The 25,936-nt window shown below is 69.3% G+C and carries 25 protein-coding genes and 2 pseudogenes; 12 read left to right on the forward strand and 15 right to left on the reverse strand.

What is annotated here, in order from left to right:
- Window positions 1-177: 177 nt before the first annotated feature.
- Together ACIQ7Q_RS10875 and ACIQ7Q_RS10880 are read right to left on the reverse strand one after the other, a co-directional pair.
- Window positions 178-942 carry a 4'-phosphopantetheinyl transferase family protein gene (locus ACIQ7Q_RS10875; protein ID WP_403858810.1) on the reverse strand — a complete coding sequence of 255 codons (765 nt, stop codon included), beginning with the start codon at window positions 940-942 and terminating at the stop codon, window positions 178-180.
- Window positions 942-2,492 carry a SpoIIE family protein phosphatase gene (locus ACIQ7Q_RS10880; protein WP_403858812.1) on the reverse strand — a complete coding sequence of 517 codons (1,551 nt, stop codon included), beginning with the start codon at window positions 2,490-2,492 and terminating at the stop codon, window positions 942-944. The genes ACIQ7Q_RS10875 and ACIQ7Q_RS10880 overlap by 1 nt, the downstream gene beginning before the upstream one ends.
- A 237-nt stretch (window positions 2,493-2,729) precedes the next feature.
- On the opposite strand from ACIQ7Q_RS10880, the gene ACIQ7Q_RS10885 reads away from it, so the two are divergent.
- From ACIQ7Q_RS10885 to ACIQ7Q_RS10895, 3 genes are all read left to right on the forward strand, one after another.
- A complete protein-coding gene (locus ACIQ7Q_RS10885; RefSeq protein ID WP_403858814.1) occupies window positions 2,730-3,170 on the forward strand; it encodes an ATP-binding protein in 441 nt (146 codons plus the stop codon).
- Window positions 3,171-3,269: 99 nt separating this feature from the next.
- Window positions 3,270-3,608, forward strand: coding sequence for a hypothetical protein (locus ACIQ7Q_RS10890; RefSeq protein WP_403858816.1), 339 nt, complete (start codon window positions 3,270-3,272; stop codon window positions 3,606-3,608).
- A 134-nt stretch (window positions 3,609-3,742) separates the two neighbouring features.
- Window positions 3,743-4,411, forward strand: a complete 669-nt coding sequence (locus tag ACIQ7Q_RS10895; protein ID WP_403859176.1) for a dienelactone hydrolase family protein — start codon at window positions 3,743-3,745, stop codon at window positions 4,409-4,411.
- Window positions 4,412-4,472: 61 nt separating this feature from the next.
- Here the strand turns inward: ACIQ7Q_RS10895 and ACIQ7Q_RS10900 are convergent, their stop codons facing one another.
- Both ACIQ7Q_RS10900 and ACIQ7Q_RS10905 read right to left on the reverse strand, forming a co-directional pair.
- Entirely contained in the window at window positions 4,473-4,799 is a 327-nt protein-coding gene (locus ACIQ7Q_RS10900; RefSeq protein ID WP_403858818.1) for a hypothetical protein, read from the reverse strand.
- Between the two features lie 111 nt (window positions 4,800-4,910).
- Window positions 4,911-5,816 carry an SDR family oxidoreductase gene (locus ACIQ7Q_RS10905; protein WP_403858820.1) on the reverse strand — a complete coding sequence of 302 codons (906 nt, stop codon included), beginning with the start codon at window positions 5,814-5,816 and terminating at the stop codon, window positions 4,911-4,913.
- A 180-nt stretch (window positions 5,817-5,996) separates the two neighbouring features.
- On the opposite strand from ACIQ7Q_RS10905, the pseudogene ACIQ7Q_RS10910 reads away from it, so the two are divergent.
- Window positions 5,997-6,225 (forward strand): annotated as a pseudogene (locus ACIQ7Q_RS10910) (DUF2945 domain-containing protein).
- Window positions 6,222-6,566, forward strand: coding sequence for a DUF3140 domain-containing protein (locus tag ACIQ7Q_RS10915; protein WP_403858822.1), 345 nt, complete (start codon window positions 6,222-6,224; stop codon window positions 6,564-6,566). The pseudogene ACIQ7Q_RS10910 and the gene ACIQ7Q_RS10915 overlap by 4 nt, the downstream one beginning before the upstream one ends.
- 73 nt (window positions 6,567-6,639) lie before the next feature.
- Here the strand turns inward: ACIQ7Q_RS10915 and ACIQ7Q_RS10920 are convergent, their stop codons facing one another.
- Both ACIQ7Q_RS10920 and ACIQ7Q_RS10925 read right to left on the reverse strand, forming a co-directional pair.
- Entirely contained in the window at window positions 6,640-7,134 is a 495-nt protein-coding gene (locus tag ACIQ7Q_RS10920; protein WP_403858824.1) for an MSMEG_6728 family protein, read from the reverse strand.
- 45 nt (window positions 7,135-7,179) lie between these two features.
- The gene (locus ACIQ7Q_RS10925; protein ID WP_403858826.1) at window positions 7,180-8,703 is read right to left on the reverse strand and encodes an SDR family oxidoreductase; all 1,524 of its coding nucleotides are present in this window, start codon (window positions 8,701-8,703) and stop codon (window positions 7,180-7,182) included.
- 143 nt (window positions 8,704-8,846) lie between these two features.
- Between ACIQ7Q_RS10925 and ACIQ7Q_RS10930 the strand changes: the two genes are divergently transcribed.
- The 4 genes and pseudogenes from ACIQ7Q_RS10930 (at window position 8,847) to ACIQ7Q_RS10945 (ending at window position 13,861) form a co-directional block, all read left to right on the forward strand.
- The gene (locus ACIQ7Q_RS10930; RefSeq protein WP_403858828.1) at window positions 8,847-10,055 is read left to right on the forward strand and encodes a DUF4032 domain-containing protein; all 1,209 of its coding nucleotides are present in this window, start codon (window positions 8,847-8,849) and stop codon (window positions 10,053-10,055) included.
- Window positions 10,056-10,458: 403 nt separating this feature from the next.
- A pseudogene (locus ACIQ7Q_RS10935) lies at window positions 10,459-11,644 on the forward strand (right-handed parallel beta-helix repeat-containing protein); the annotation flags it as partial.
- 269 nt (window positions 11,645-11,913) lie between these two features.
- A complete protein-coding gene (locus ACIQ7Q_RS10940; RefSeq protein WP_403858830.1) occupies window positions 11,914-12,663 on the forward strand; it encodes a tRNA-dependent cyclodipeptide synthase in 750 nt (249 codons plus the stop codon).
- Window positions 12,653-13,861, forward strand: coding sequence for a cytochrome P450 (locus ACIQ7Q_RS10945; protein WP_403858832.1), 1,209 nt, complete (start codon window positions 12,653-12,655; stop codon window positions 13,859-13,861). The genes ACIQ7Q_RS10940 and ACIQ7Q_RS10945 overlap by 11 nt, the downstream gene beginning before the upstream one ends.
- Window positions 13,862-14,030: 169 nt before the next feature.
- Here the strand turns inward: ACIQ7Q_RS10945 and ACIQ7Q_RS10950 are convergent, their stop codons facing one another.
- On the reverse strand, window positions 14,031-14,324 hold the full coding sequence (locus ACIQ7Q_RS10950) for a hypothetical protein (protein ID WP_403858834.1): 294 nt from the start codon (window positions 14,322-14,324) through the stop codon (window positions 14,031-14,033).
- Window positions 14,325-14,578: 254 nt separating this feature from the next.
- Between ACIQ7Q_RS10950 and ACIQ7Q_RS10955 the strand changes: the two genes are divergently transcribed.
- Entirely contained in the window at window positions 14,579-15,415 is an 837-nt protein-coding gene (locus ACIQ7Q_RS10955) for an alpha/beta fold hydrolase (protein ID WP_403858836.1), read from the forward strand.
- A 25-nt stretch (window positions 15,416-15,440) separates the two neighbouring features.
- Here the strand turns inward: ACIQ7Q_RS10955 and ACIQ7Q_RS10960 are convergent, their stop codons facing one another.
- The 8 genes from ACIQ7Q_RS10960 to ACIQ7Q_RS10995 all read right to left on the reverse strand — a co-directional run bounded on the left by ACIQ7Q_RS10960 (window position 15,441) and on the right by ACIQ7Q_RS10995 (window position 24,113).
- Window positions 15,441-16,013, reverse strand: coding sequence for a YdeI family protein (locus tag ACIQ7Q_RS10960; protein WP_403858838.1), 573 nt, complete (start codon window positions 16,011-16,013; stop codon window positions 15,441-15,443).
- Window positions 16,014-16,273: 260 nt separating this feature from the next.
- Window positions 16,274-16,798, reverse strand: coding sequence for a hypothetical protein (locus tag ACIQ7Q_RS10965; protein ID WP_403858840.1), 525 nt, complete (start codon window positions 16,796-16,798; stop codon window positions 16,274-16,276).
- Window positions 16,799-16,910: 112 nt separating this feature from the next.
- On the reverse strand, window positions 16,911-18,140 hold the full coding sequence (gene mmsB / locus ACIQ7Q_RS10970; RefSeq protein ID WP_403858842.1) for a multiple monosaccharide ABC transporter permease: 1,230 nt from the start codon (window positions 18,138-18,140) through the stop codon (window positions 16,911-16,913).
- Window positions 18,141-18,149: 9 nt separating this feature from the next.
- A complete protein-coding gene (gene mmsA / locus ACIQ7Q_RS10975) occupies window positions 18,150-19,685 on the reverse strand; it encodes a multiple monosaccharide ABC transporter ATP-binding protein (protein WP_403859178.1) in 1,536 nt (511 codons plus the stop codon).
- A gap of 17 nt (window positions 19,686-19,702) precedes the next feature.
- Window positions 19,703-20,857, reverse strand: coding sequence for a multiple monosaccharide ABC transporter substrate-binding protein (chvE, locus tag ACIQ7Q_RS10980; protein ID WP_403858844.1), 1,155 nt, complete (start codon window positions 20,855-20,857; stop codon window positions 19,703-19,705).
- 4 nt (window positions 20,858-20,861) lie between these two features.
- Complete coding sequence (locus ACIQ7Q_RS10985; RefSeq protein WP_403858846.1) at window positions 20,862-21,830, reverse strand: hypothetical protein; 969 nt, start codon at window positions 21,828-21,830, stop codon at window positions 20,862-20,864.
- 121 nt (window positions 21,831-21,951) lie between these two features.
- Entirely contained in the window at window positions 21,952-22,983 is a 1,032-nt protein-coding gene (locus tag ACIQ7Q_RS10990; protein ID WP_403858848.1) for a zinc-binding dehydrogenase, read from the reverse strand.
- The gene (locus ACIQ7Q_RS10995) at window positions 22,959-24,113 is read right to left on the reverse strand and encodes a mandelate racemase/muconate lactonizing enzyme family protein (protein WP_403858850.1); all 1,155 of its coding nucleotides are present in this window, start codon (window positions 24,111-24,113) and stop codon (window positions 22,959-22,961) included. The genes ACIQ7Q_RS10990 and ACIQ7Q_RS10995 overlap by 25 nt, the downstream gene beginning before the upstream one ends.
- Before the next feature lie 204 nt (window positions 24,114-24,317).
- On the opposite strand from ACIQ7Q_RS10995, the gene ACIQ7Q_RS11000 reads away from it, so the two are divergent.
- Window positions 24,318-25,088, forward strand: a complete 771-nt coding sequence (locus ACIQ7Q_RS11000; RefSeq protein ID WP_403858852.1) for an IclR family transcriptional regulator — start codon at window positions 24,318-24,320, stop codon at window positions 25,086-25,088.
- Complete coding sequence (locus ACIQ7Q_RS11005) at window positions 25,085-25,936, forward strand: SMP-30/gluconolactonase/LRE family protein (protein ID WP_403858854.1); 852 nt, start codon at window positions 25,085-25,087, stop codon at window positions 25,934-25,936. Before ACIQ7Q_RS11000 ends, ACIQ7Q_RS11005 begins: the two co-directional genes overlap by 4 nt.

Genomic DNA, 25,936 nt, shown 5'->3' on the forward strand with positions numbered 1-25,936 from the left:
GCGCGCCCCATTGGAGCGCGCAATGGTCGGTCGTCGTGACCGTTGTTCTGCTGGGAAGATGTATGGACCCGGCGCATCCTTCTTGCTGGATGATCGCCCATCTCGCCATATGGACCACCCGTGCTCCGTGCGGCGCGGTGACCGCTGTGCTCGGTGCCTCTCCGGTCCCGGTGACGTTCACGACAAGGACCGGAACGGTCTGTGATCTCCCGGGTCACGATCCGGCCGCCGTACGGCGACAGCTGCCGCGTACCCGGGTTCCGTGGTCACATCGGCCAGCAACCACGCCTGTTGCGACGCCGGTTGGGCTCCTGCGCCCACGTAGGTGAGAGCCGGTTCCACGTTCAACCCTACGCCCGATGCCTTGAGTACCGCCTCTTTGCGAGTCCAGCAGCGAGTGAACGCCCGGGGACGGGCCTCGTACGGCACGACGGCCAGCTCGGCGGCCTCGTCCGGATGCAGCTGGAAGGTCAGTTCGTCGACGGCGGAAGCGTCTACGAGGGTCTCGACGTCGACGCCCACAGGCCTCGACGCGAGCGCGATCAGCACCATGCCTCGGGTGTGCGACAGTGAGAAGTGGACGCCTCTGCCCGGCACATACGGCCGCCCGTGCGGGCCACCGCAGTGTGAACAGGGCTCACGCAGCAACGACACGGCCTCCGGGGCCTGCCCCAGCCGCTCGGCGAGGAGCCGTCGCAGCGTCACATGGGCCACCAGGTAGGCGTCTCGGTCCTGTGCCCGGCGCAGCGCCGCGAGACGCGCGGACTCCGAGGCGTCCAGCAGATGAAGCCGGCCCGCGGCCTCCTCCGCGTGGTCGGGCACGCTGCCGGACCACAACAGCTCCAGCCCCGGCAGAGCCTGCGGTGTGCCGAGTTGCGCGATGCGCGACGGGTGACACCGGTGTGCTGCACGCGGTGCATGAGCCTGAGCGTCATCGGCCATTACGCACGGTTGCCTTCCGGATCGGACATCGACGCCGCGTCGATGCCGGCGATACCGTCTCCCGTTGCTCTGACGACGAGCAGTGCGACGTCGTCGTGGTCTCCGGACTGCCGCAGGGCGTCCAGCAGCCAGTCGCAGGTGTCCTCCAGCGGCCGGCCCGGATGGTCGAGGAGGGAGACGAGGAGATCCAGCCGCTTGTCGATGGCGGTGTCGCGGATCTCCACCAATCCGTCGGTGTAGAGGACGAGCTGGTCGCCAGGGCGCAGGCTCAGGGTCGTGGTGGTGAACGGGACCTCACCGACGCCGAGAGGTGCGCCGGTGGGCAGTTCGAGCAGTTCGGCCCTGCCGCCATGACGGAGCAGTACGGGAGGCAGATGCCCGGCGAGGGAGATGCGGCACCGGGCGTGGTGAGGGTCGTAGACGGCGTAGACGCAGGTGGCGATGGCCTCCCCCAGGCCGGAGGTGACGCGGTCCAAGTGGTGCATGACCTGGGCGGGAAGCAGGTCCAGGTCGGCCAGGGTCCGGGTCGCGGTGCGCAGTTGCCCCATCGTCGCGGCGGCATTGATGCCGCTGCCCATCACATCGCCGACGACCAGGGCGGACTTGTCGCCGCCGAGGGGAATGACGTCGAACCAGTCGCCGCCGATCTCACTCGTGGCCCGCGCCGGGCGGTAGCGGTAGGCGATGTCCAGCCCGGGCCGCTGCGGCGGCGGGTGGGGCAGCAGACTGCGCTGAAGCATCAGGGCGGTGCGGCGCTGCTCCTGCACCATACGGTGACGCTCAGTGACATCGACGCTGGCTGTGGCCACGCCGAGCACCTTTCCGTTGGAGTCCTCGAGCCGGAAGAACGAGATCGACCAGGCGTGCTCGTTGTCCGGATCGGCCGGGGTCCGGCCGACCGTGTACCGGTCCAGCACGGGGACACCCGATTCCAGAACCCTGCGCATGGTCGACTCGAAGGCCGCGGCGGACAGCGCGGGCAGCACCTCATGGACCGTCCGCCCCACATGCTCGTCCGCGCGCACACCGCTCAGCCGCTCCTCGGCCGCGTTGACGGTGACGTACCGGAGGTCGGTGTCCAGCACCGCCAGGCCGATCGGGGACTGGGACACCAGCCGCGTGGACAGGGCCAGGTCCCGTTCGACCCGCCGCAGGATCTCCTGGTCGGTGGCCAGCCCCAAGGCGTAGAAGCCCTGGTGCTCGTCCAGCAGCCGCATGTTGCGGAACTCGACCATGCGGGCACTGCCGTCCTTGTGCCGGACCGGAAACACCCCGGCCCAGCTACCGCCACCCGCCATGACGTCGGCGAACAGCTCCAGCACCTGATCCAGATGGTCCTCATGGACCAGCAGGGGGCCGGCAAACCGACCCAGAGCCTCCTCGGGGCTGTAGCCGAACAGATCCTTGGCCTGCGGGCTCCACAGCACGATCCGCCCTTCGGCATCCAGCACGACGGCGGCGACGCCCAGCATGTCCATCAGTCCGCCCGGGCCGGACGGGACAGCGCTCGCCGCCCCGCGATCGCCCCGGAAGGGCTCTGCAGCGACCATGTTTCAGGCTCTCCTTCCGGCCGGCTGCCACGCATGGCCCCGGCGAAGGCCGCGCCCCCAGCGGCCGGAGCCACGGCCTCTCCATCGTCCCCCTCCGTCGGCCGCTCCCGCACGCCATCGCGGCGAGCGGCGTGTGCGGAACAGTCGCCGACCCACCCCGGGCGGCGCGCGTAGTCCTCGCACGAGTGGGAACACGCAGTTCAATGCCGAATGTGACGAGAGGCAGGAGGACGCCACATGGTTGCCGGGCCGCGAAAGTACGACAGGAGCCGACCTTCCACGGAGGTCGGCGAAGACCTCACCGCTCACTTCGACGGCGACATCGACGACGTCACCGGTTCCCGCCTGGCGGCGGGGGTGGCCCTCGAAGCCCTCGCGCGCAGGGATCCGCCGAGCTGCCCGCAGAGCCACGGCGACATCCTGCTGGTGGTCACGGAGCTGGCCGCCAACGCCGTCCAGTACGCCCCCGGACCTTTCGTGCTGCGGATGCGCCGGACCTTTGACGGCCTGCACGTGACCGTACGGGACACCAGCCCCCGCCCACCCGTGCCGCGACCCTGCGATCCGGCACGCGGGACGGGCGGCCTCGGCTGGCATCTCATCCAGGCGCTCAGCCGCCAGGTCAGCGTTCTGCACGATCCGGGCGGGAAGGAAATCCATGCGTTCCTCCCGTGGTGAGATGGGGTGGGATCACGGACAGCGGAAGCGGACCGGGACGTCCACCGAGCCACGCCGAGAGTGAGCGTCGGTCCGCGCCGACGAGGAAAGGCGGTCAACGTGACCAGGAACATGGGACAGGACGAGCGGCGCGTGGGCGTCCGGACGTACGCGGACGTCGACCTGGCGCTCAAGGACCTGGCGGCGAGAGGGGACGGCGCGCAGTTCTCCGCGGGTGAGGCCGCCGCCTTCGAATGGGCCACGGGCCGCACCGACCGCTCGCCGGTCACCGGGGCGCACGCACCGGATGTTCCGGATCTGCACCTGCTGACGGCCGAGGTGGACGCGGCCGTCGTCCACCTCGAGGACCCGACCACCGCCGCCGGCAACCGCGACTACATGCACGGTGTGCACGACGCTCTGGCCTGGCTCTGCGGACACAGCGACCAGCTCGCCTGACCCGGCCATGAGGCCGGGTGATGCGGGGGAGACAGCCGGGGACCGTCCCGACGTCCCGGCATGGCGCGGCGAAGGAGGGCTACCCGCCCACTGACCGCGACGGACGCAGGGAAGCTCGGAGGGAGACGATGACGATGATCGTGGAAGCGGTTTCACTCCCTGCCGACGGGTCCACGAACGCCGGTGACCTGGTGGTCCCCCCGGATGCCCGGGGAGTGGTCCTCTTCGCGCACGGCAGCGGCAGTTCCCGGCACAGCCCACGCAACAAGGCGGTGGCAGCAGCCCTGCAACGGGTCGGCCTGGGCACCTTGCTGATGGACCTGCTGACCGTGCAGGAGGAACGGGTCGACGCCGTGACCGCGGAGCACCGGTTTGACATCGGCCTGCTGGGCCGGCGCCTGGTGGCGGCGATCGAATGGCTCGGAGAGCACCCCGCCACCGCCACGGTGCCGGTGGGGCTGTTCGGCGCGAGCACCGGCGCCGCGGCGGCGCTGGTGGCGGCGGCCGAACGGCCCGGTCGGGTCCACTCCGTCGTCTCGCGCGGCGGTCGCCCGGACCTCGCCGGCCAGGCTCTGCCCCATGTGCAGGCGCCCGTGCTCCTGATCGTGGGCGGCGACGACACGGAGGTGCTGCGACTGAACCGGGAAGCCGCGGGCCTGCTGCGCACCCCGCACCGCGTGCATGTCGTGCCCGGAGCGACGCATCTCTTCGAGGAGCCCGGTGCGCTGGAGGAAGTGGCGGAGGTCGCCGGCGACTGGTTCCTCCGGCCCGGGGCCCACGGATCCGAGGACGAATGGCAGTGAGCCGTGCAAAGAGTCCCTCGCGCTGCGGGAGGGGCGGAAGGCCGGGCCCGCGCGCGGACGGTCAGAACGCGTAGCGGATCCTCAGCCACGGGGCGTGAGTGCCGACGAGACGGCGTACGGTTTCCACCGCCGCGCCCTTGGGTGCGTTGCGATACCGCACATTCCCACTGCCTCTCGGCGAGGACGCAGCGGCGTCCTCGGCATCGATCCGAGCGAACGACAGCATCCGCCGCGCCTTTGGAGAGTCGCGGAACGTCGGCCCCGCGGTCCGCCGGACCGGACTGCTCGTCGGGATCTCGTCGAGGCCGAACAGCGCGTCCGGCGTTGTGTCCGTCATGCCGGACGGCTGGGAGGTGTGCATTGCCCGCTCCGGAATCTGCGACGTCATCCACATCCACCGTACGAGAACGGCCGCCGTGCACGCGTCGCCGTCGCACCGCCGGACCTTCCTGCCTCGCCGACAGGTGGTCGGTGCGGCCGCAACCGGCCGCACCCGGCGTCAGCCATCCGCCTGCCCGCTGCGTGACCGCTCATTCCCGGTCATGTCCGCCCGGCCGCCGGCGCCCAGCAGTCCCGTGGCCGCGAAAGCGTCCTTCCGCTCGAGGCGGGGGAGCTCGTACTTGGAGAACAGCGTGACCACCGGCGGCATGGCGGCGCGGACGAGTTGCGCGGCACGGAGCCATGCGGGGGCGTACACGGCCGCGCTGCGGCGTTCGACGGCGCGCACCATACGAGCAGCCACGGTCTCCACCGGATAGACCTTCCTCGCGGGCTTCGGCATGTGGGCCCGCAGTTCCCGCAGCACCGGATGCCGGTCCGCGTCGCGGATCATGTCGGTGTCGGTCCAGTTCAGGTAGGCGATGCCCACCCCGACCCCTTCATGCGCGAGTTCGGCGCGCAGCGAGTGGGCGAAGGACTCCACACCGGCCTTGGAAGCGCAGTAGGCGCTCATCATGGGCGCTGCTCCGATGGAGGCGAGGGAAGCGATCTGCAGGTAGTAGCCGAGTGACTCCCGCAGGTCGGGCAGGAAAGCACGTGCCGTGATCGCGCTGCCGATCAGATTGACCTCGATCACGCGTCGCCAGGTCGCCGGGTCGGACTCTGCGAAGGGGCCGCCCTCGGCCACTCCCGCATTGGCGACCACCACGGAAACGGGTCCGAGGCGGTCGCGGACGTCGGCGGCCACCCGTTGCATCGCGTCCTCGTCGGCGACATCGACCTCCCAGCACAGGGCTCGCCCGCAGATGGTGTCCCTTACCGCGGCCAGCGCCGGCCTCTCCCGGCCGAGCAGGGCCACGTGGGCACCGCGCCGGGCGAGTTGCAGCGCCATCGCCGCCCCGAGACCCCGGGCGGCACCGGTCACAACGGCCGTGCGGCCGTGCAGTGGGCGTGCTGCGTCTGTCACGGGTCCTCCTCGGTGGGAAGGGCGTGGGAAAGACGGCGGTGCACACCGCCGCGCAGGCAGGCCGTCCTTTCACCATAGGCAGGGGAGGGCCTGCTGTGCCCGCCCGTGCTGTGGCGGTTCACCCCGGGGCCGAACGGCACGGTCGGGGGCCGGTGACGACGAGCAGAGGGAGACCGGGACATGTCGAAGGCGAAGAAGAAGCTCGGCAAAGGAGACCGAGTCACCCGGAGCAGCCACGGCACAACGGTGCCCGGTGAGGTCAAGAAGAAGATCACCGAGCGTACGGAAGCGGCCGGGCGCACCGTGGACGCCTCGAAGGAGAAACCGCAGTACGAGGTGGAGAGCGACAAGTCCGGCCGCGGCGGTCCACAAGCCGGAGTCGCTGCGCAAGCGGGGCAAGACGTCATGAGCGGCGAACGGGGCGTGGATCGTGACGGGGCGACCGTCGCCCCGTTCCACGAGGCCGTCAACATGACAGCCGGTGAGCTGGAGAAGTGGCTGGAGACGGACGAGTCGAAGAGTGTCGGCCAGTGGGACGGCGACGGCGAGAGCGTGGGCCACGCCTCAGGACGACGGATCGTCGCGCTGCTGCGCACCAAGAAGACCGATCTCACCGAAGACGACGTCGCACATATGCGCAAGGTCGTCGGGTACGTACACCGGCATATCGAGCAGCGGCCCCAGGGGGACATCTCCGACAGCAGGTGGCGTTGCTCGCTGATGAACTGGGGCCACGATCCCGCCCCATGACGGTGCCCTCGTCCTGAACCGGGGCAAGCCCCGGACTCGTGGCGCCGTGGCCGGCAAAGGTGCGGCCGTGGTGTCACCCCGGTCCCCCCGCCCGCCCCGGTTCAGGATCCCGGTCGGAACGCGGCCAGACGTACGGCAGGTCGTCCGGCACCCCCGGGAACCGCTCCCGGTAGAAGTCCGGGTCCTTGCGCAACAGTGCCGACTGGTGGCTGCGGTGGAAGTCCGGGGTGCCGAACCACGGCGGAAGGTCGCCGTCCGCCGCGAGGCGGTCCTGGGAGCGCACGCTCACGCCGGGGTGCCCGACGAGGAAGTCGTTCACCAGGGTGACGGCGCAGGTGTCGGAGCGTCCCTCGCTCGTCCACACCCGGCAGACGTCCAGCCCGTACCGGACAAGTGCCTCCTCGTAACCGGCCCACATGCGGACCGCCGGATGTCTGCGCCAGCCGTATCCGGGCACTGTCAGACCGCGCAGCACCTGCAGAGCCTCGACCCGCTGCTTGCCGAGTCGCTGGGGGTCCAGCACCGCGGCTGATCGCGTGAAGTCCGGAAAGGGAAGGAACGTCTGCATACGAGGTGCCTACCCGCGCGGCCCGACACGTGCGCCGCCCGGGTGTCACCGGACCGTGCGCCGGTCGCCCGTGCCCTTGACGGCAGCCTGGGTGATGTTGCGGGCCATCCCGCCGAACACGACAGCGTGGAAGGGCGAGACGCTCCACCAGTAGGCGTGCCCGAGCAGCCCCCTGGGGTGGAACAGCGCCCGCTGCCGGAACCTGGCGCGGCCGTGCCCGTCGTCTTCCGCGTACATCTCCAGCCAAGCCAGCCCCGGCAGTCGCATCTCCGCACGCAGCCGCAGCAGATGACCGGGCTCGATCTCCTCCACCCGCCAGAAGTCGAGTGAATCACCGACGCGCAGCCGCTCGGCGTCCCGTCGGCCGCGCCGCAGTCCGACGCCGCCGACGAAGCGGTCCAGCCGGCCCCGCGCGGCCCAGGCGAGCGGGAACGAGTACCAGCCGTTGTCCCCGCCGATGCCCTCGATCACTTGCCACAGCGCTTCGCGCGGGGCGTCGACCGCCACGTGTCGCTCGTCGCGGTACAGACTGCCGCCGGCCCAGTCGGGGTCGGTGGGCAGCGGGTCGCTCGGGGCGCCGGGCAATGCGGCCGACGACCATCGTGTCGTCACCTCGGCGTCCTGGACCCTGCGCAGGGCCAGGGCGAGTGCCTCGCCGTACGGCAGGGGTTGGCCGGGGCCGTCGGGGACGTAGTCGGCGATGTCGTGTTCGTGGCAGACGACTTCGTGGCGCAGCGACTCGGTGAGCGGGCGGGCGATGGAGTGCGGTACGGGCGTCACGAGTCCCACCCAGTGACTGGAGAGCTTGGGGGTGAGGACGGGCACCGGCACGATGAGGCGCTTGGGCAGGCCGGCGACGTCGGAGTAGCAGCGCATCATGTCGAGGTAGGTGACCACGTCCGGCCCGCCGATGTCGAACGTCCGGTTCACCTCCGCCGGCATCCGGGCCGAACCCACGAGATACCGCAGGACGTCCCGCACACCGATGGGCTGGATGCGGGTGCGCACCCACTGCGGCGTGACCATGACCGGCAGCCGTTCCGTCAGGTAGCGCAGCATCTCGAAGGAGGCCGAACCCGAGCCGATGATCACCGCTGCCCGCAGGACGGCGGCCGGTACGGGGGAGTCGAGGAAGATCTGCCCGACCTCGTCTCGGGAGCGCAGATGCGGGGACAGCTCCCTCGGCGGTACGCCGCGAGGTGTCAGCCCGCCGAGGTAGACGATGCGGCGCACACCGGCGGCCCGGGCCTGTTCCGCGAAGACCTGGGCGGCCCGCCGGTCGGTCGCCTCGAACGTGGAGCCGGTACCGAGAGCGTGCACGAGGTAGTACGCGACATCGATGCCCCGCAGGGCCTCCGCCACCGAGGCGGCGTCGGTGACGTCGCCCTTGGCGACTTCGACGTCCTTCGCCCAGGGGTGGTCGCGCAGCTTTTCGGGGGTTCGTGCCAGACACCGCACCCGGTGCCCCGCCTTCAGCAGCTCCGGAACGAGTCGCCCTCCGATGTAACCGGTGGCCCCGGTCACCAGACACGTCAGGCCTGTCGCATCGTGCGCCGTGTCGCGGTCCATGGGAGCCTCCTCGACCGGTGGTGCGGCTCTCTTCCGGCTCCCACCTTGCCCGATCACGGCCCGGACCGCGTGATCTGCCCGTGGCGGGCCACGGCGGTGCGCCGTCACACTGGTGGCCCGTCACCGCACACGTGAGGCGACAGATGGCTTTGCAGATCAGTGCCACGAACCCCGAACACCCCGCCGTTCTTCTCGAACTGCCCTGGCACCTGCCGCTCGAGGACTGGCCGGAGAAGCATCTGGTGCCGCTGCCGCGCGGAATCTCCCGCCACGTCGTGCGCTACGCGCGCGCCGGGGCGGAGGTCGTGGCCGTCAAGGAGCTCGCCGAGCGCCCGGCGACGCGCGAGTTCGAACTGCTGCGCACCCTGGCCAGGCTCCGGATACCCGCGGTGGACCCGCTCGCGGTGGTCACGGGACGCAGCAGCGGCGGGGGAGAGCCCTTGGAGCCGGTACTGATCACCCGCCATCTGCAGGGATCCCTGCCCTACCGCTCGATGTTCGAGACAACTCTGCGCCCCAGCACCGTGCACCGGCTCATGGACGCCCTCGCCGTGCTGCTCGTCCGGCTGCATCTCGCCGGCTTCGCCTGGGGCGACTGCTCCCTCTCCAACACCCTCTTCCGCCGAGACGCCGGCGCCTACGCCGCGTACCTGGTCGACGCGGAGACCGGCGAGCTGCACGCGCAACTCAGCACGGGGCAGCGCGAGTACGACATCGATCTGGCCCGGGTGAACATCAGCGGCGAGATGCTGGACCTGGAGGCGTCGGGCGCGCTGCACCCGTCGGTGGATCCGATCGCCTTCGGCAGCGAGATCTGCCGGCGCTACGAGGACCTGTGGACGGAACTGACCCGCACATCGGTCTACCCGGCGGGCAGGTACCACTACATCGACCGCCGGATCCGGCGGCTCAACGCCCTCGGCTTCGACGTGGCCGAGATGCAGATCGAGCACTCCTCGAACGGCGACATGGTCACGTTCGTCCCCAAGGTCGTGGACGCCGGCCACCACCACCGCCAGCTGCTGCGGCTCACGGGGCTCGACACCGAGGAGAACCAGGCCCGGCGGCTCCTCAACGACCTCGAGAGCTGGATGGCCACCCAGGAGGACTTCGCCCCGGGTGACCCGCTCGGGGCGCGTGACGAAGTGCTCGCCCATCGCTGGGTCCGTGAGGTCTTCCGGCCCACGGTACGGGCCGTTCCGCAGCATCTGCGGGGCTCGATGGACCCGGCCGAGCTCTATCACGAGCTGCTCGAACACCGCTGGTACCTGTCCGAACGTGCCCAGCACGACATCGGCCTGGAGGCGGCGGTGTCGGACTTCGTCAGCAAGGTGCTTCCGTCCCGGGGATGACGACGCGCCGGTCACCGTGAGGCGTCGGCCGGCAGGACTTCACCGTCGGTCGGCGGAGTTTCACCGACGCGGACCCGGCGTGCCCGTCAACTGCGGCCGATGGTCGGGCCGTTGACAAAGCCGATGGCTGGTAGAAACCTGTCACCTTGACAGCGCAAAAGATTGACGGAATCGCTCAAAATGTTAGATGGCTCACGCACCTTGTCGCCAGGTCGCCATCGGCTGCCTGACGAGACCCGCCATCGTCCACCCGGCGCACCGGCACGCGCCTCGTCTCCCGCTCCCGAAGACGCCGTGCGCGTCGGATGGCGCGAGTGTCGTTGCGCCGCCGGACGCCCCAGGCCACGGAACGAGAGGGCACCATGAGAGGGAACCAACTGGGCTTGCGGACGGTCACCGGCTTGACCAGAAGGGAGAGATCGCCTGCGTGTGGATCCCGGCCGGCCAGTGGCGCCAGGAGCAGAAGATCCTCACCGACGACCCGCTCGACCGGGGGGAGTTCAACCAGGTCGGCATCAGGGACGTGACGATCCGCGGCGCCGGCATGTGGCACTCCCAGCTCTACACCCTCACCCCTCCGCACCAGGCCGGAGGCATCAACCACCCGCACGAGGGCAACTTCGGCTTCGACATCGATCACAACACCAAGATCTCCGACATCGCCATCTTCGGTTCGGGCACCATCCGGGGCGGCGACGGCAACCACGAGGGCGGAGTGGGCATCAACGGGCGCTTCGGCAAGGACACCAGGATCACCAACGTCTGGATCGAGCACGCCAACGTCGGTGTCTGGGCCGGCCGTGACTACTCCAACATTCCGGAACTGTGGGGGCCGGGCGACGGTCTCGAATTCACCGGAACGCGGATCCGCAACACCTACGCCGACGGCATCAACTTCGCCAACGGCACGCGCAATTCAACGGTGTACAACTCCTCCTTCCGCAACACCGGCGACGACGCGCTCGCCGTGTGGGCGAGCCGCTATGTGAAGGACCCGTCGGTCGACGTCGGCCACGACAACCACTTCCGCAACAACACCGTCCAGCTGCCATGGCGCGCCAACGGCATCGCGATATACGGAGGCCACGGCATCACGATCGAGAACAACCTCATCGCCGACACCATGAACTACCCCGGCATCATGCTCGCGACCGACCACGATCCGCTGCCGTTCTCCGGTCAGACCCTGATCACGAACAACGCACTGCACCGTACCGGGGGGTGCGTTCTGGGGCGAAGCGCAGGAGTTCGGCGCCATCACCCTGTTCGCGGCGGGCCAGGACATCACCGGCGTCACGATCCGCGACACCGACATCCACGACTCCACCTACGACGGTATCCATTTCAAGTCGGGCGGCGGCGCGGTACCCGGCGTGCAGATCAGGAACGTGACCATCGACAAGTCCAACAACGGGTCCGGCGTCCTGGCCCACGGCGGTACTCGCGGCAGCGCGACACTGACGGACGTGACGATCAGCAACTCGGCCCAGGGCGACATTCTCGTCGAGCCCGGATCGCAGTTCGTGATCAACGGCGGCACGGGACCGACTGCGATCCCGAGAGCGCTGCGACAGGCGCTGCCCCACTGATCACAACCCCGGCCGGCCCGGGCTCGCGCCGAGCCGGGCCGGCCGGGCTCGCGCCGAGCCGGGCCGGCCGGGCTCACGTGGCGGTGCAACCCGAAGATGAACGAGTGGTGACGGGAAGTTCAAGAAAGGGGTGACCGGCGTGAGCTGTGGATTCCCGGAGTCAGGAACCCGTTGACACTCTCCGTGTTCGATCGGTAACTTCACGGCGGCGTCGCCACACCAGGAGCACAGGGCTCCCCCGGGACTAGCGGCGCAAGGGAACTCTCCAGTTGACAACTGAGACAGTCTTCAAGGTCCAGGGCCTTGCCCCGCCGCCGTCAGCGGCCGCGACCTTCGATGTTCAGCCCTATACAGCCCACTGCCAAGTGATATGCGCGGAGGGCGCTCATGCCGTGATCGGCGTATCTCCCGGCAACAGCTACTTCTCCGCCCAGCGCCTCGTGGACCTGGCTCGATGGGGGGTCGAACATTTCGAGAGGGTGGACTTCGTCTACACCGATCTGCATGTGGCCGAGATGTACGAGACGTTCGGGTACAGCCCCGACGACGCTCGACGCAAGGCGGTGAAGAACCTCCGCGGTGTGCGGGCAAAGGTGTTCAACGCACTCGAGGTGGCCGGCCCCGCCGCGGCCGGGATCGGCGCCCACGCGATGTCGGGTTTCGTGGACAATCCGGCCTACCGGCGCCTTTACCAACACCTTCGGGGCCTTCTCGAGAAGGACGCCGAGTTCCGCACGACCTGCGACACGCTCGTGGACGGCTTCCTCTCCTCCAAAGTCCTGGACGGAAAAGCCGCCACCGCGCAGCAGCGCCAGGTGTGCCTGGAGTACGTCTGCGCCGAGGCGCCCCTGTTCCTGGACACTCCCGCCATCCTCGGAGTGCCTTCGTCGCTCAACTGCTATCACCAGCTCCTGCCGATGGCCGAGCTGCTCTACTCGCGCGGGTCCGGACTGCGCGCATCCCGCAACCAGGGCCATGCCATCGTCACGCCCGCTGAAGGAGACGCCGATGTCCGTTGAGACGCTTCTCGAGCCGTCCGACGACACCCTGTTGGCCTTCCCGTTCTCCTGGCGCGGTGACCGACTGCCAGGTGAGCTGGAGCAGTTGCGCAAGGAACCGGTCAAGAAGGTACGGACAATCGCCGGCGACGAGGCATGGCTCGTGTCCTCCCACGCTCTGTGCAAGCAGGTTCTGGAAGACCCGCGGTTCAGCCTGAAGGACACTTCGGCACCGGGCGTGCCGCGCCAGTACGCCCTGACGATCCCGCCCGAGGTCGTCAACAACATGGGGAACATCACCGGGGCGGGACTGCGCAAGGCGGTGCTCAAGGCGCTGAACCCGAAGGCTCCGGGCCTGGTGGAGTGGATGCGGTCGAACGCCGCAGACCTGGTCGACGGCCTTGTGGTCGAGGGCGCGCCGGCAGACCTGCGTGGTGGGTTCGCCGACCCCTACTCCGCGGCCATGCACTGCCACATCCTCGGCATCCCGCAGGCGGACGCACCTCGCCTGATGAGGAGTCTGGACATCGCGTTCATGAACTCCGCCTGCCCGATTGCCGGCGCGAAGCTGAACTGGGACCGCGACACGGCCTACATGGTGGAGCGTCTGGACGATCCGTCCACCTCCGGCTTGATGGCGGAGCTTGCGGCGCTGCGGCAGGATCCGGAGTACGCGCATCTCTCGGACGAGATGCTCGCGACGGTCGGCGTCACCATGTTCGGCGCGGGAGTGATCTCCACCGCGGGCTTTCTGACCATGGCCCTCGTCTCGCTCATCCAGCATCCCGAGCTGAGGGACGAGCTCGTTGCGGACCGCGGCAAGATCCCGGCCGCGGTCGATGAACTGTTGAGGATCAACCTGTCAATCGGCGACGGTCTGCCGCGCCTGGCCGTCGACGACGTCACGCTCGGGGAGGTGGAGGTCAAGAAGGGTGAACTGGTACTGGTCCTGGTCGAGGGCGCCAATTTCGACGCCGAGGTGTTCACCGATCCGCACACGGTGGACCTCACTCGTGAGAACAACACCGCGCACCTTTCCTTCGGGGGCGGACGGCATTACTGCCCGGCAACGGCGTTGGGCAAGAAGCACGCGGAGATCGCACTGGACACGCTGCTGGACCGGATGCCCGACCTCCAGCTCGCCGTCCCCGTGGAACAGCTCGTGTGGCGGACCGGATTCATGAAACGAATTCCCGAAAGGCTGCCCGTCATGTGGTAGTTGACCGCGACCGTCAGAAGAACGAACTCCGCGTTCCCGGCCGGAGTGCGTCGCCGATGTGATCACGTCGACGTGGGGACACGACCGCTGCCGTCAGCGGGCCGGTCGTGTCCCATCCGGCACGCGTCGCGCCGCGGCCTCGGCTCGCGGCGGCGGCACCCCCTGACGGTCAGGCTGCGGGGCGGCGCAGGAAGAAGATGTCACCGGCTGTAGCAGCGACAATGGCGGCTGAGCCGCAGGGGATGATCCCCCGCGTGTCGCCGGAGTGCGTGGTGCTGCCGGGCGCAGCTGTTCGATCGGGCGGCCAGGGTGGCGGCGGCGCCCCGGCGAGCGCCTGGTGCACGGCGCGGACGACGCTGCCGGCGCCCGAGGTCTGGGTGAAGGGGCACTCGACCGTGATCGTCACCGTCCCTCCGGCGTCCACCGGACGCGACAGCCGGGCCACCGACATGCCCGCGTTCACACGAGAACACCGAGACGATCCGCCAAGGAACCCGACGGGCCGTCACCAAGGATCGAGACTGGGTCCATTCCTTTCTGTCAGCGATCCGGAGCGGACATACGGGCCCTTGCGAACAGGCCGGGAAGGAGGGGAGTTCACCCTTTCGGGCGCAGCGTCAGGAATGCCGCTCGGTGCGGTCATGCACTATTCATGTCGTCCGCCTGTGGCACTGTGGGCCAATACGCCTCTGATCGCGAGGAAGGGAAGCGGAATCCATGCCGACGGTCGAGCTGAGCACGGCGCAGGACGCCACGGTCGAGCTTCACTACGAGGACTACGGCCAGGGCCGGCCGGTCGTGCTGATCCACGGCTGGCCACTCAGCGGCCGGTCCTGGGAGCGGCAGATCGGGCCGCTGGTGGAAGCCGGATACCGCGTCATCACGTACGACCGGCGGGGATTCGGCCAGTCGTCACAGCCGTGGGAGGGCTACGACTACGACACCCTCGCCGACGACCTCGGAGCCCTGCTCGTCCACCTCGACCTCAACCACGCCACACTGGTCGGCTTTTCCATGGGCGGGGGTGAAGTGGTGCGCTACATCAGCATCTACGGCACCGGCCGCGTCAAGCAGGCGGTCCTGGCGGCCGCGGTACCGCCGTACCTCTACAAGTCGGACGACAATCCGGACGGTGGCCTGGACGACGCCACCATCGCCCAGTTCGAGAACGGTGTCGTCGCAGACCGCCCGGCCTTCCTGGACGACTTCGTCACCAACTTCTTCAGGGCTGGTGACCGCACCGATCTCATCAGCCCCGCCCAGCACACCTACAACGTGGGCCTGGCCGCCATGGCGTCCCCCAAAGGGACCTTCGACTGCATCAGAGCCTTCGCGCGCACCGACTTCCGCGCGGATCTGGCCGCCGTGGACGTGCCCACTCTGATCATCCACGGCGACAGCGATCGCATCGTGCCGTTCGAGGTCAGCGGCAAGCGCTCTCACAACGACATCCCCGGCAGCACACTCAAGCTGATCGAAGGCGCCCCCCACGGGCTGAACGCCACGCACGCCGAGCAGTTCAACGAGGCTCTGCTCGAATTCCTCTCCCGCTGAACGGAACGGGTCACCGCTGGGAGGCCTACCCTTCGCCGGTCACCAGCGTCCGCAGCGTCCTGTCCAGCCGGGCTTGCCGCTGATCCGGCGTGAGGGCCTGAAGCAGCGGCAGGATGGTCAGATAGCGGCCGGTCCTGTCGAGCGCGTCGAACGCGTTCCTGGCCTCGGGGTCGGCGGCGAGCGCCGCCTCGAGGTCGGGCGGTACCGTCGCCGTCTTCTGCGACTCGTACGCCGCCGCCCACCGCCCGTCCTCCTGGGCCCTGCGCACCTCGGCCAGTCCCGGCTCGCGCATCCGCCCGTCGGCCGTCAGCACGGCCACCTTGTCCACGTTCACCCGCGACCACAGGCTCTTCGGGCGCCGCGGCACGTACTTCTGCAGGTAGTACTGCTCGTCGCAGGACCGCCGTTGCCCGGAGATCCAGCCGTAGCAGAGCCCGATGTCGACGAGTTCGCCGTCGGAGACCGTGGGGATGCCGGACTTCTTCTTCGCCACCTTGATCCACACGCCCTCGTGGCGTGTGTGGTGCTCGGCCAGCCAGTTCTCGAACGCCTCGGCGTCCGGGAAGGCGATGATCTCCACCCCGTCGATCTCATCCATACGGCTCAGATTAGTGGCTTCGAGCGTGGCTGAACGGGGCCCGCCGTCCCGTGGTGGGAACACCGGACGCAGGGGAGCCGGCGGCGTTCGCACGGAACCCCGAGCTGACGGATGTCTGACGGCCTGCGGGACGACGCCGTTTCAGGTCGGCTCTTCGGGCTGGTTACCGACGGCCTTTGAGGCCGAGCGAGCGTGTGCTGTGTCGATCTCCCGCAGGCCCGGGAGCGCCGCCGCCGAGTCGCCGGGGCGCTCCGTCTGCCTCACCTCCCGCACCCCGGCGCCGGACGGACGTCGAGCACGAAGCGCTCCGGCGAGTGCAGTGTGCGGGTCGTGAACACCGGCTTCGTGTCGAAGGCGGCGCCGAGCGTGACGACGCCCTCGAAGTCACCCGTCATGGCCAGTCCCTTGAGCGTGGGGAGCCAGACCTTGGTCAGCTTCGAGCCCTTGTAGACGGACCTGCCGGCGTCGTCGTGGGCGGCCGCGGGTGAAAGGCGGATCTCCAGGAAGTACTTCCCGGCGAGCGGGACCTTCGATCCCAGGCCGTCGTACCGAAGCTCCTTCACCGCTTTCACGGTGACGGGCGGCACCTTTCCACGGACGTCGAGGACGATCCGGTCGAAGGAACCGTGGCCGCCCCACCGTGCGTTGGTGACGAGCGCAGTCGCCGGAGCGGCCTGCGGGGCGGTGTTCTGTGGGGCGGCCGCGGAAGCGGGGATCGTCGCTCCGACCCCGGCCGTGAGAAGGATGCCGGCGGCGACGGCCGCGAAGCGTGGACGGTAACGCATGGTGTCCCCCCATTTCTTCTGATACGGGGACAGTGGTGTCACAAGCGGAGACACTCAGCGAAATCGTCTGGTTGCATGGAAAGCGGAAGAATCTTGCCCATCCGGGAACCTGCTACCGGCCGGCCTTCCGCTTGTTCCACACGTCGAAGCCGACCGCCGCCAGCAGCACAAGTCCCTTGATGACCTGCTGGTAGTCCGTGCCGATGCCGACGAGGGACATGCCGTTGTTGAGCACGCCGAGCACCAGGCCGCCGATCACCGCGCCCATGACCGTCCCGACACCGCCGCTCATCGAGGCGCCGCCGATGAACGAGGCGGCAATCGCCTCCAGCTCGAAGTTCAGGCCGGCCTGCGGGGTGCCCGCGTTCAGGCGCGCCGCGTACACACAGCCCGCGAGTGCCGCGAGCAGGCCCATGTTGACGAAGACCAGGAAGGTGACCTGCTTGTCCTTGACGCCGGACAGCTTCGCCGCCGCCTTGTTGCCGCCGAGCGCGTACACGTGCCGGCCGATCACCGCGTTGCGCATCACGTAGCCGAGACCGATGAGCAGCGCGCACATGATCAGCATGACGACCGGCACACCGTGGAAACTGGCGAGAGTCAGCGTAAAGGCCACCACCGCGGCCGTCATCGCCACGCACTTGGCCGCCCACAGGCCGGTCGGGAGCACGTCGAGCTCGTAGGCGAGCTGCCGCTTCCGGTCCCGCCACTCGCGCAGCAGCAGGAAGACGACGGCCAGGAGCCCGAGGACGAGTGTCGGGTTGTGGTACTGCGTGTACGGGCCCATCTCCGGGATGAAGCCCTTGGCCATGTTCTGGAAGCCGTCGGGGAACGGTGCGAGTGACTGCCCCTCGAGGACGATCTGGGTCAGCCCGCGGAAGAGCAGCATCCCGGCCAGCGTCACGATGAACGACGGGATGCCGACATACGCGATGAAGAAGCCCTGCCACGCTCCGGCGACCGCGCCTATCAGCAGCGACAGGACCAGGGCGAGCACCCAGGGCATGTCGTGCTTCACCATCATCACCGCCGACATGGCGCCGACGAAGGCGACAAGCGACCCGACGGACAGATCGATGTGGCCGGAGATGATGACGATCATCATGCCGATGGCCAGGATGAGAATGTAGCCGTTCTGCTGGATCAGGTTGGAGACGTTGTTCGGCAGCAGCAGCGTGCCGTCGGTCCAGATCTGGAACAGGACGACGATGAAGGCGAGCGCGACGAGCATGCCGTACTGGCGCATGTTGGCGCGCACGGAGCGAATGAGGAGCGCGCCCGCCGTCTGCGGGCCGGACGGCGCGGGGGACGCGTCCTTGGGGGGAGTGGTCGTGGTCGTCATGGCGGGGCCTCAGCTTCTGTTCATGGTCATGTGACGCATCAGGACTTCCTGTGTGGCCTCCGCGCGGCCGACCTCACCGGTCAGCCTGCCCTCGGCCATGGTGTAGATCCGGTCGCACATCCCGAGGAGCTCCGGCAGCTCGGAGGAGATGAACAGGACCGCCTTGCCCTGCGCCGCGAGCCTGTCGATGACCGTGTAGATCTCGTACTTGGCGCCGACGTCGATGCCCCGGGTCGGTTCGTCGAGGATCAGCACCTCGGGGTCGGCGTGGATCCACCTGCTCAGGACGACCTTCTGCTGGTTGCCGCCGGAGAGCCGGCCCACTTGCTCGAAGACCGTGGGGGCCTTGATGTTCATCGACTTCCGATAGCGCTCGGCGACGGACCGCTCGTGGTGCTCGTCGACGACGCCGCGGCGCCGCATGCCCGGCAGCGAGGCCAGTGAGATGTTGCGGTTGATGCTGTCGATGAGGTTCAGACCGTACTGCTTGCGGTCCTCGGTGACGTAGGCGATACCGGCTTCGATCGCCGCGGGTACGGTCCGGGTGGTCACCTCGCGGCCGCCCACCTGTACGGTTCCGCCGACGTGGCGCCCGTAGGAGCGGCCGAAGACGGACATGGCGAGTTCGGTGCGGCCCGCGCCCATCAAGCCGGCGATGCCGACGATCTCCCCGCGGCGCACGGTCAGCGACACATCGTCGACGACGAGGCGGTGCTGGTCGACCGGGTGCCGGACCGTCCAGCCCTCGACGGCGAGGGCGACCTGGCCGGCCCCCTCGTCCGTGCAGGGTGTACGGTCCGGGAAGCGGTGGTCGAGTTCACGGCCGACCATGCCGCGGATGATCCGGTCCTCGGACAGCCGGGGTTCGGCGTCCGGGGTCTCGCGGACCGTGAGGGTCTCGATGGTCCTGCCGTCGCGCAGGATCGTCACCGAGTCGGCGACCGTGCGTATCTCCCCGAGCTTGTGGGAGATGATGATGCTCGCGATGCCCTGTGCGCGCAGCTCCAGAATCAGATCGAGGAGCTTGGCGCTGTCCTCGTCGTTGAGCGCGGCCGTCGGCTCGTCGAGGATGAGCAGCTTCACCTGCTTCGCCAGGGCCTTGGCTATCTCCACCAGTTGCTGCTTGCCCACGCCGAGGTCGGCGACGGGTGTCTGCGGCTTCTCCCTCAGCCCCACGCGCCCGAGCAGCTTGCTCGCCTCGTGCAGCGTGCCGTTCCAGTCGACGATGCCGCGCGAGGCCCGCTCGTTGCCGAGAAAGATGTTCTCGGCGATCGACAGGTACGGGACGAGTGCCAGCTCCTGATGGATGATCACAATGCCGTGGCGCTCGCCGGCCCGGATGTCCTTGAAGGCCACCGGCTCGCCCTCGAAGTGGATCTCGCCTGCGTAGCTGCCGTGCTCGTGCACGCCGCTGAGCACCTTCATCAGCGTCGACTTGCCCGCACCGTTCTCGCCGCAGACGGCGTGTATCTCCCCGGCCCGCACGGACAGGTTCACGTCGGAGAGCGCCGTGACACCGGGGAACGTCTTGGTGATGCTCCGCATCTCCAGCAGCGGCCGCGTCACTTGAGCTGCCCTGCCGTGAAGTAGCCCTCTTCGACGAGGAGTTGTGTGTTGGCCTTGTCGATGCTGACCGGGTCCAGCAGATAGGACGGCACGTTCTTCTTGCCGTTGTTGTAGTCGGTCGTGTTGTTGACCTGCGGCTTCTTGCCGTTCAGCACCGCGTCGCCCATCCGCACGGTCTGCGCCGCCAGTTTTCGGGTGTCCTTGAAGACGGTCTGGGTCTGCTCGCCGCGGAGGATCGACTTCACCGAGGCCAGCTCGGCGTCCTGCCCGGTGACGACCGGCAGCGGCAGACTCTTCGTGCCGTAACCGGCGCTCTTGAGCGCGGAGATGACGCCGATCGAGATTCCGTCGTACGGCGAGAGGACCGCGTCTACGCGCTGCTCGGCGTAGCTCTTGCTGATCAGGTCGTCCATCCGCTTCTGCGCGGTGCCCCCGTCCCAGCGCAGCGTGGTGGCCTGGCTCATCTTCGTCTGCCCGCTGCGCACGACGAGCTGCCCGCTGTCGAAGTACGGCTGGAGCACCTTCATGGCGCCCTTCCAGAAGTACGTGGTGTTGTTGTCGTCGGGGGAGCCTGCGAACAGCTCGAGCGTGTGCTTCTCGTCCGCTTCCTTGTCGGGCTCGCCGAGTTCCAGCCGGTCGACTATGTAGCGGGCCTGCAACTCGCCGACCCGCTCGTTGTCGAACGAGGCGTAGTAGTCGACGTTCTGTGTGCCCATGATGAGGCGGTCGTACGAGATCACGGGGATCTTGGCGTCGTGCGCGCGTTGGAGTACCTCGGTGAGCGCCGAACCGTCGATGGCGGCGACCACCAGGAGCCGGCGCCCCTTGGTGATCATGTTCTCGAGCTGGGCGATCTGGTTCTCCACCTTGTCGTCGCCGTACTGCAGGTCGGTCTTGTAGCCGGCCTTCCGGAACTGCTCGGCCATGTTGCGCCCGTCGGCGATCCATCGCTCCGAGGACTTGGTGGGCATCGCCAGGCCGATCGTGCCGCCCTTGCCGTCGTCCGCCTGGTAGCGGCTGCCGCCTCTGGCCTCCTGGCCGCAGGCGGTGAGCGGAACGGCGAGCAGCGTGGCCAGTGCCGTGGCGGCGGCGATGCGCGCGCCGCGGGTGCGCGGGCGTGGGAGACGGCGGACGCGGGTGCGGGTGGTCATGGAGTCAGTCCCCTTCCGGGACGGCGAAGCGGCGGAGTTGGCCCGGCAGCCGGGAACCGAGCGGCGACATCCCGCCGTCCGCGCCCAGCCGGGCCAGCAGGTCGAGCGCAAGACGGCCGCGCCGCACCCGCTCACGAGCGGTGGCCAGCGTGTGGTCGCGCAGTTGGGCGCCGTACGGGTAGATGCCGGCCGACCGGCTGAGGCCGAACTTGAGGTAGATCGGGGCGCCGCGCCGGATCAGCTCGGCCGCCTCGTACATCCGGATGTAACCGCCGAGGTCGTCGGGCGCCTCGACGTACATGTCCATGGGGGCGCGGCTGACCCGGCGGATCTCGGTCAGGTGGTCCAGGGTCAGGTCGGAGGGCACATTGAGGGAGTCGGCGCCGAGTTGTTCGTAGACGGCGTAGGAGGCGGGGTTGACGGGGGCGGCGAGCGCGGACAGCTTGAACGTGGTGTCGGGGGGCAGCTGACCCGCGGCGCGCAGCCGGTGCAGCGTCCACAGCACGCCCTCGTCGGCGACGAGCAGGCAGCGCACGCCCAACCGGGTGGCCCGCAGGGCATCTTCGACGCAGCCTGCGAGTGCGTCGTGCCCTCGGGCTCGGAGCCCGGCACCGCCGGACTCGGTACGGGTGGCGGCCCCGATGTCCCAGGTGCCGCGCGGCCCGGTGAACAGGCAGAGCTCGATGCCGCGCTCGGCGCAGGACTCCGCCATATCGGTGATCTCGTCGTCGGTGAGCATCCAGACGCCGCTGCCCTGACTGATCCGGTGGACGGGCACGTCCAGGCGCGAGCTCTCCTTGAGGACGACGTCCAGCGCTTCCGGGCCTTCCACCGAGGGGATCTCCGTGCGCCAGGCACCGCCGTCGGGGAACGTGTGCGGCGAGGCGTCGGACGGATCGACGGGGGGGATGGGATGGCCGATGTGGGCGAGGGCTTCGCCGCCGGGGCGGCGAGCTACTGACGGGGCGGTCACAGGACTCCCAAGTTCGGTGTGTCGGAAGTAAAAGTTCGGTGTGTCGGAAGTAAAGGGGGGAGGGCGCGGCGGGAAGGGCGGGCTTCGGTTTGCCGTACGGGCGGAGAGTTCCCAGGGCCCTCTACGGGCGCAGCAGAACCTTTCCGGTCTTCGGGTCGCCGGCGCCGACCAGGGCGATGGCCTCGTCGAAGCGCTCCAGCGGATACTCGTGCGTGATCAGCGGAGCCGGGTCGATCAGCCCGAGCCCGAACGCCCGCACGGCATCCGACCAGGCGGACGACGACGCGCCGAAGATGCTCCGGATCTCCAGCTGGCTCACCGAGAGATGTACGGGGTCGATGCCGATCGCGCCGGGGGTGAACATGCCCGTGAGCACCACCCGGCCGCCCCGACGCGCCAGCAGGCAGGCAGAGGCCGCCGTGGTCGGCGCCCCCGCGGTCTCCACCACCAGGCCGAAACGGCCCCGCGCGGACGTGGACTGCTCGGGGCTCAGCGCCTCAGTCGCCCCGAACCGCAGCGCCTGCTCGCCGCGCGCCCGGCGGGGGTCGACCACGGTGAGCTCGGCCGGTGACGACGCGGCCAGCAGCTGTACGGCGAGCAGGCCGAGGGTGCCCGCGCCGACCACCGCGATCCGCTCCCCGGCGCCGGGCCGGCCGGCCCGCACGGCCGCGGCGACCACGGCGGCCGGCTCCAACAGGGCCGCGGCCCGCAGGTCGGCGGCGTCGTGCAAGGGATGCAACAGCCGTGCGGGCAACGTCAGATGATCGGCGAACGCGCCCGGCTCGGTGAATCCGGTCTCGGCGTATCCGCCGTCGCACAGACTTGTCTCGCCGCATCGGCAGCGCTCGCACACGCCGCATGCCCGGAACCCCTCCGCGACGGTCCTGCGGCCGGTGAGCGCGGGGTCCACGCCCTCGCCCACGGCTTCCACGGTTCCCGACCACTCGTGGCCGGGAACGACCGGATAGCGGACGTAGCCCGCGTCGCGGCGGCCGTCGTACACCTCGCGGTCGCTCATGCAGATGCCGGCCGCCGCGACCCGCACCAGGACCTCGCCGGGGCCGGGTACCGGGACCTCGCGGCGCACCAGGCGATGTGCGCCGGGCCGGTCGACGATCAGTGAACGGCTCACTTCGGCGCCCTCTGTTCCCATCCCTCGGCCCACAGGTCGAACCGAGCCTTCCGCTTCGGGAATTCGGCCGCGGCCGCCACGTCCAGCTCGACCCCGAGGCCCGGGGCATGCGACACCTCGAAGCATCCGGTCTCGGGATCAACGGCGGGGGCGCCCTTGACCACCTTCTTGATCTCCGCGTCGGCGAAGTCGTTGAAGTGCTCCAGGATCTTGAAGTTCGGTGTGCAGGCGGCAAGTTGGAGCGTAGCCGCAGTGAGCACCGAACCGCCGACGTTGTGCGGGGCGACAAGCATGTAGTGCGTCTCCGCCGTGGCCGCCAGCTTGCGGGTCTCCAGGATGCCGCCGATGTGGCCCACGTCCGGCTGGATGATGTCGGCCGCCTGGGACTCGAACAGCTCCCTGAACTCGATCCGGTCGTGGATGCGCTCGCCCGTTGCGACCGGCAGGTCCACCTTGTCGGCGACCTTCTTGAGCGCCTTGAGGTTCTCCGGGGGCACGGGCTCCTCCAGCCACGCGGGCCGGAAGGGGGCCAGTTCGCGGGCCAGGCGCACCGCCGTCGCGGGGCTGAACCGACCGTGCATCTCCAGCATCAGCTCCGTCTCCGGCCCGATCGCGTCACGGACCGCTTCGATCAACGACAGGGCGAGCAGGCTCTGTTCATGGCTCAGCTCGTAGTGGCCCGTGCCGAACGGGTCGATCTTCAGCGCGCGGTAGCCGCGGGCCACGACCTCGGCGGCGGCCTTGTGGTACGCCTCCGGCGTCCGCTCCGTGGTGTACCAGCCGTTGGCGTATGCCTTGACCCGGTCGGTCACCCTGCCGCCGAGGAGCTGCCAGACGGGCACGCCCAGCGCCTTGCCCTTGATGTCCCAACAGGCCGTCTCCACACAGGCGATGCCGGACATGACGATCTCGCCGGCCCGACCGTAGTCGCCGTACTTCATCCGTCGCACCAGGTCCTCGACCGCGAACGGGTCGGATCCGGCGATGTGGTTGGCCTCCGCCTCCCGGAGATATCCGATCAGCGCGTCGGTGCGGCCGAGCATCCGCGTCTCGCCGACGCCGGTGAGTCCTTCGTCGGTGTGGACGAGCACATAGGTGAGATTGCGCCAGGGGGTCCCGACGACGTGAGTGCTGATTCCCGTGATGCGCACGGCAGTTGCCCCTCGGGTCTGTTCGAAATTTCGTCATGTGTTCGAAATGTTGGCGAGACCGTAATCATCGTGCCGACGGGGTGTCAATGGGATACGCAGCGGCTGTTCCGGCGGGACCATTGCCCGGCCGACTGCCCTGCGGATAGCCTGCGTTCGTCATATCGGTCATTGGTCGGAGTATCGAACAGAGAGTGGGTGGCAGTCATGGCACGCCTTGTCCCCGCGGTGACGAGGGCTTTCGACATACTCGAGTTGTTCCTGGAGTGCGACGGGCCCCTCTCCGCACCGGATGTCACCCGCAAGCTCCAACTGCCGCGCACCACCGTGCACGAGCTGCTCACCACCCTCGCCGCCCGCTCCTACCTCGTCACCGTGCCGGAGCAGCCCGGCCAGTACCGCCTGGGGGTGCGCGCCTACCAACTCGGCAGTCGTTACGCGGAGCAGCTCGACCTGGCCGCGGAGGGCGGGCGGGTGGCTCGCGAGGTGGCGGAGACCTGCGACGAGACCGTGCATGTCGCGATCCTCGAGGACACCGACGTCATCTACATCGCGAAAGTCGACTCCACCCATGCGGTCCGCATGGTCTCTGCCGCCGGCCGCAGACTGCCCGCACACTGCACCTCCGTCGGGAAGATGCTGTTGGCGTCCCTCCCGGGGGACGAGCTCGACGCCCGCATCGAGGGCAGGGAACTGGTCGCGATGACACCCGAGAGCCTCACCGACCCTGACGAGCTGCGGGCCGCTCTCGCCGGGATCCGCGAGCGCGGCATCGCCGTCGAGCACCGTGAGTCCAACCCGGACGTGAGCTGCGTCGCGGCTCCCGTGCGCGACAGCGCGGGGCGGGTCGTCGCCGCCCTGTCCATCTCCGTGCCCATGATCCGCTGGAGCGAGGAGCGCGAGACCGAGCTCGCCCAGCTGGCCGACAAGGGGGCCGGGGACCTGTCCGTACGGCTCGGCCACCGGGGTAAGCGGTGAGGGCGCAGGTCGCGGAGGTCGCGGTAAGGGAATGGGCCTCGCTGGGAGAGGGGGCCACCTGGGACCCCGCGACAGGGCGGCTGATATGGGTGGACATCCTGGCCTGCCGGGTCCACACCTACGACCCCGCGAGCGGCCGCCGCACCGTCATGACCACCGAGCAGCACGTGGGGGCCGCCAAGCCCCGGGCGGGCGGGGGCCTGGTGGTCAACCTCCAGGAGGGCGTCGGCCTGTACGACACCGACGGCGTGTTCTCCTGGCTGGCGCGCCGACCGGTTCCGGGCCGGCGCGGCAACGACGCGGCCGTCGCCGCGGACGGGGCGCTGTGGGCGGGCACCATGCGCTACGACGAGACGGCCGGCGGCGGCAGCCTCTCCCGCTTCGCACCCGACGGCGCCGCCATCGAGGTGTTCGGCGACGTGGCCGTCAGTAACGGCACCGGCTGGAGCCCGGACGGCCTGCTCATGTACTACGTCGACAGCCCGACCCGGCGCGTCGACGTCTGCCGGATGTCCGGCGAACTGCCCCTCGACCGCAGGCCGTTCGTCACCGTCGAACCCGGCGCGGGCTTCCCGGACGGTCTCACCGTCGATGCCGAGGGCTGTGTCTGGGTCACCTTCTGGGACGGCGCCCGGCTGTGCAGGTACACCCCGCGCGGTGACCTGGACCGCACCCTCGAACTCCCCGTACGCCGCCCCACCGCCTGCGCCTTCGGCGGCCCCGGACTCCGCGACCTGTACATCACGACCGCCCGCACAGGTCTCTCCCGCCCGCACCCGCTCTCCGGCTCCCTGCTGGTGGTGCCGGACGCGGGAGAGGGGATGCCCTCCGCCGCGTTCGGGGGCTGA

It is taken from the genome of Streptomyces sp. NPDC096176 (genome assembly GCF_044763255.1).
GTDB lineage: Bacteria > Actinomycetota > Actinomycetes > Streptomycetales > Streptomycetaceae > Streptomyces.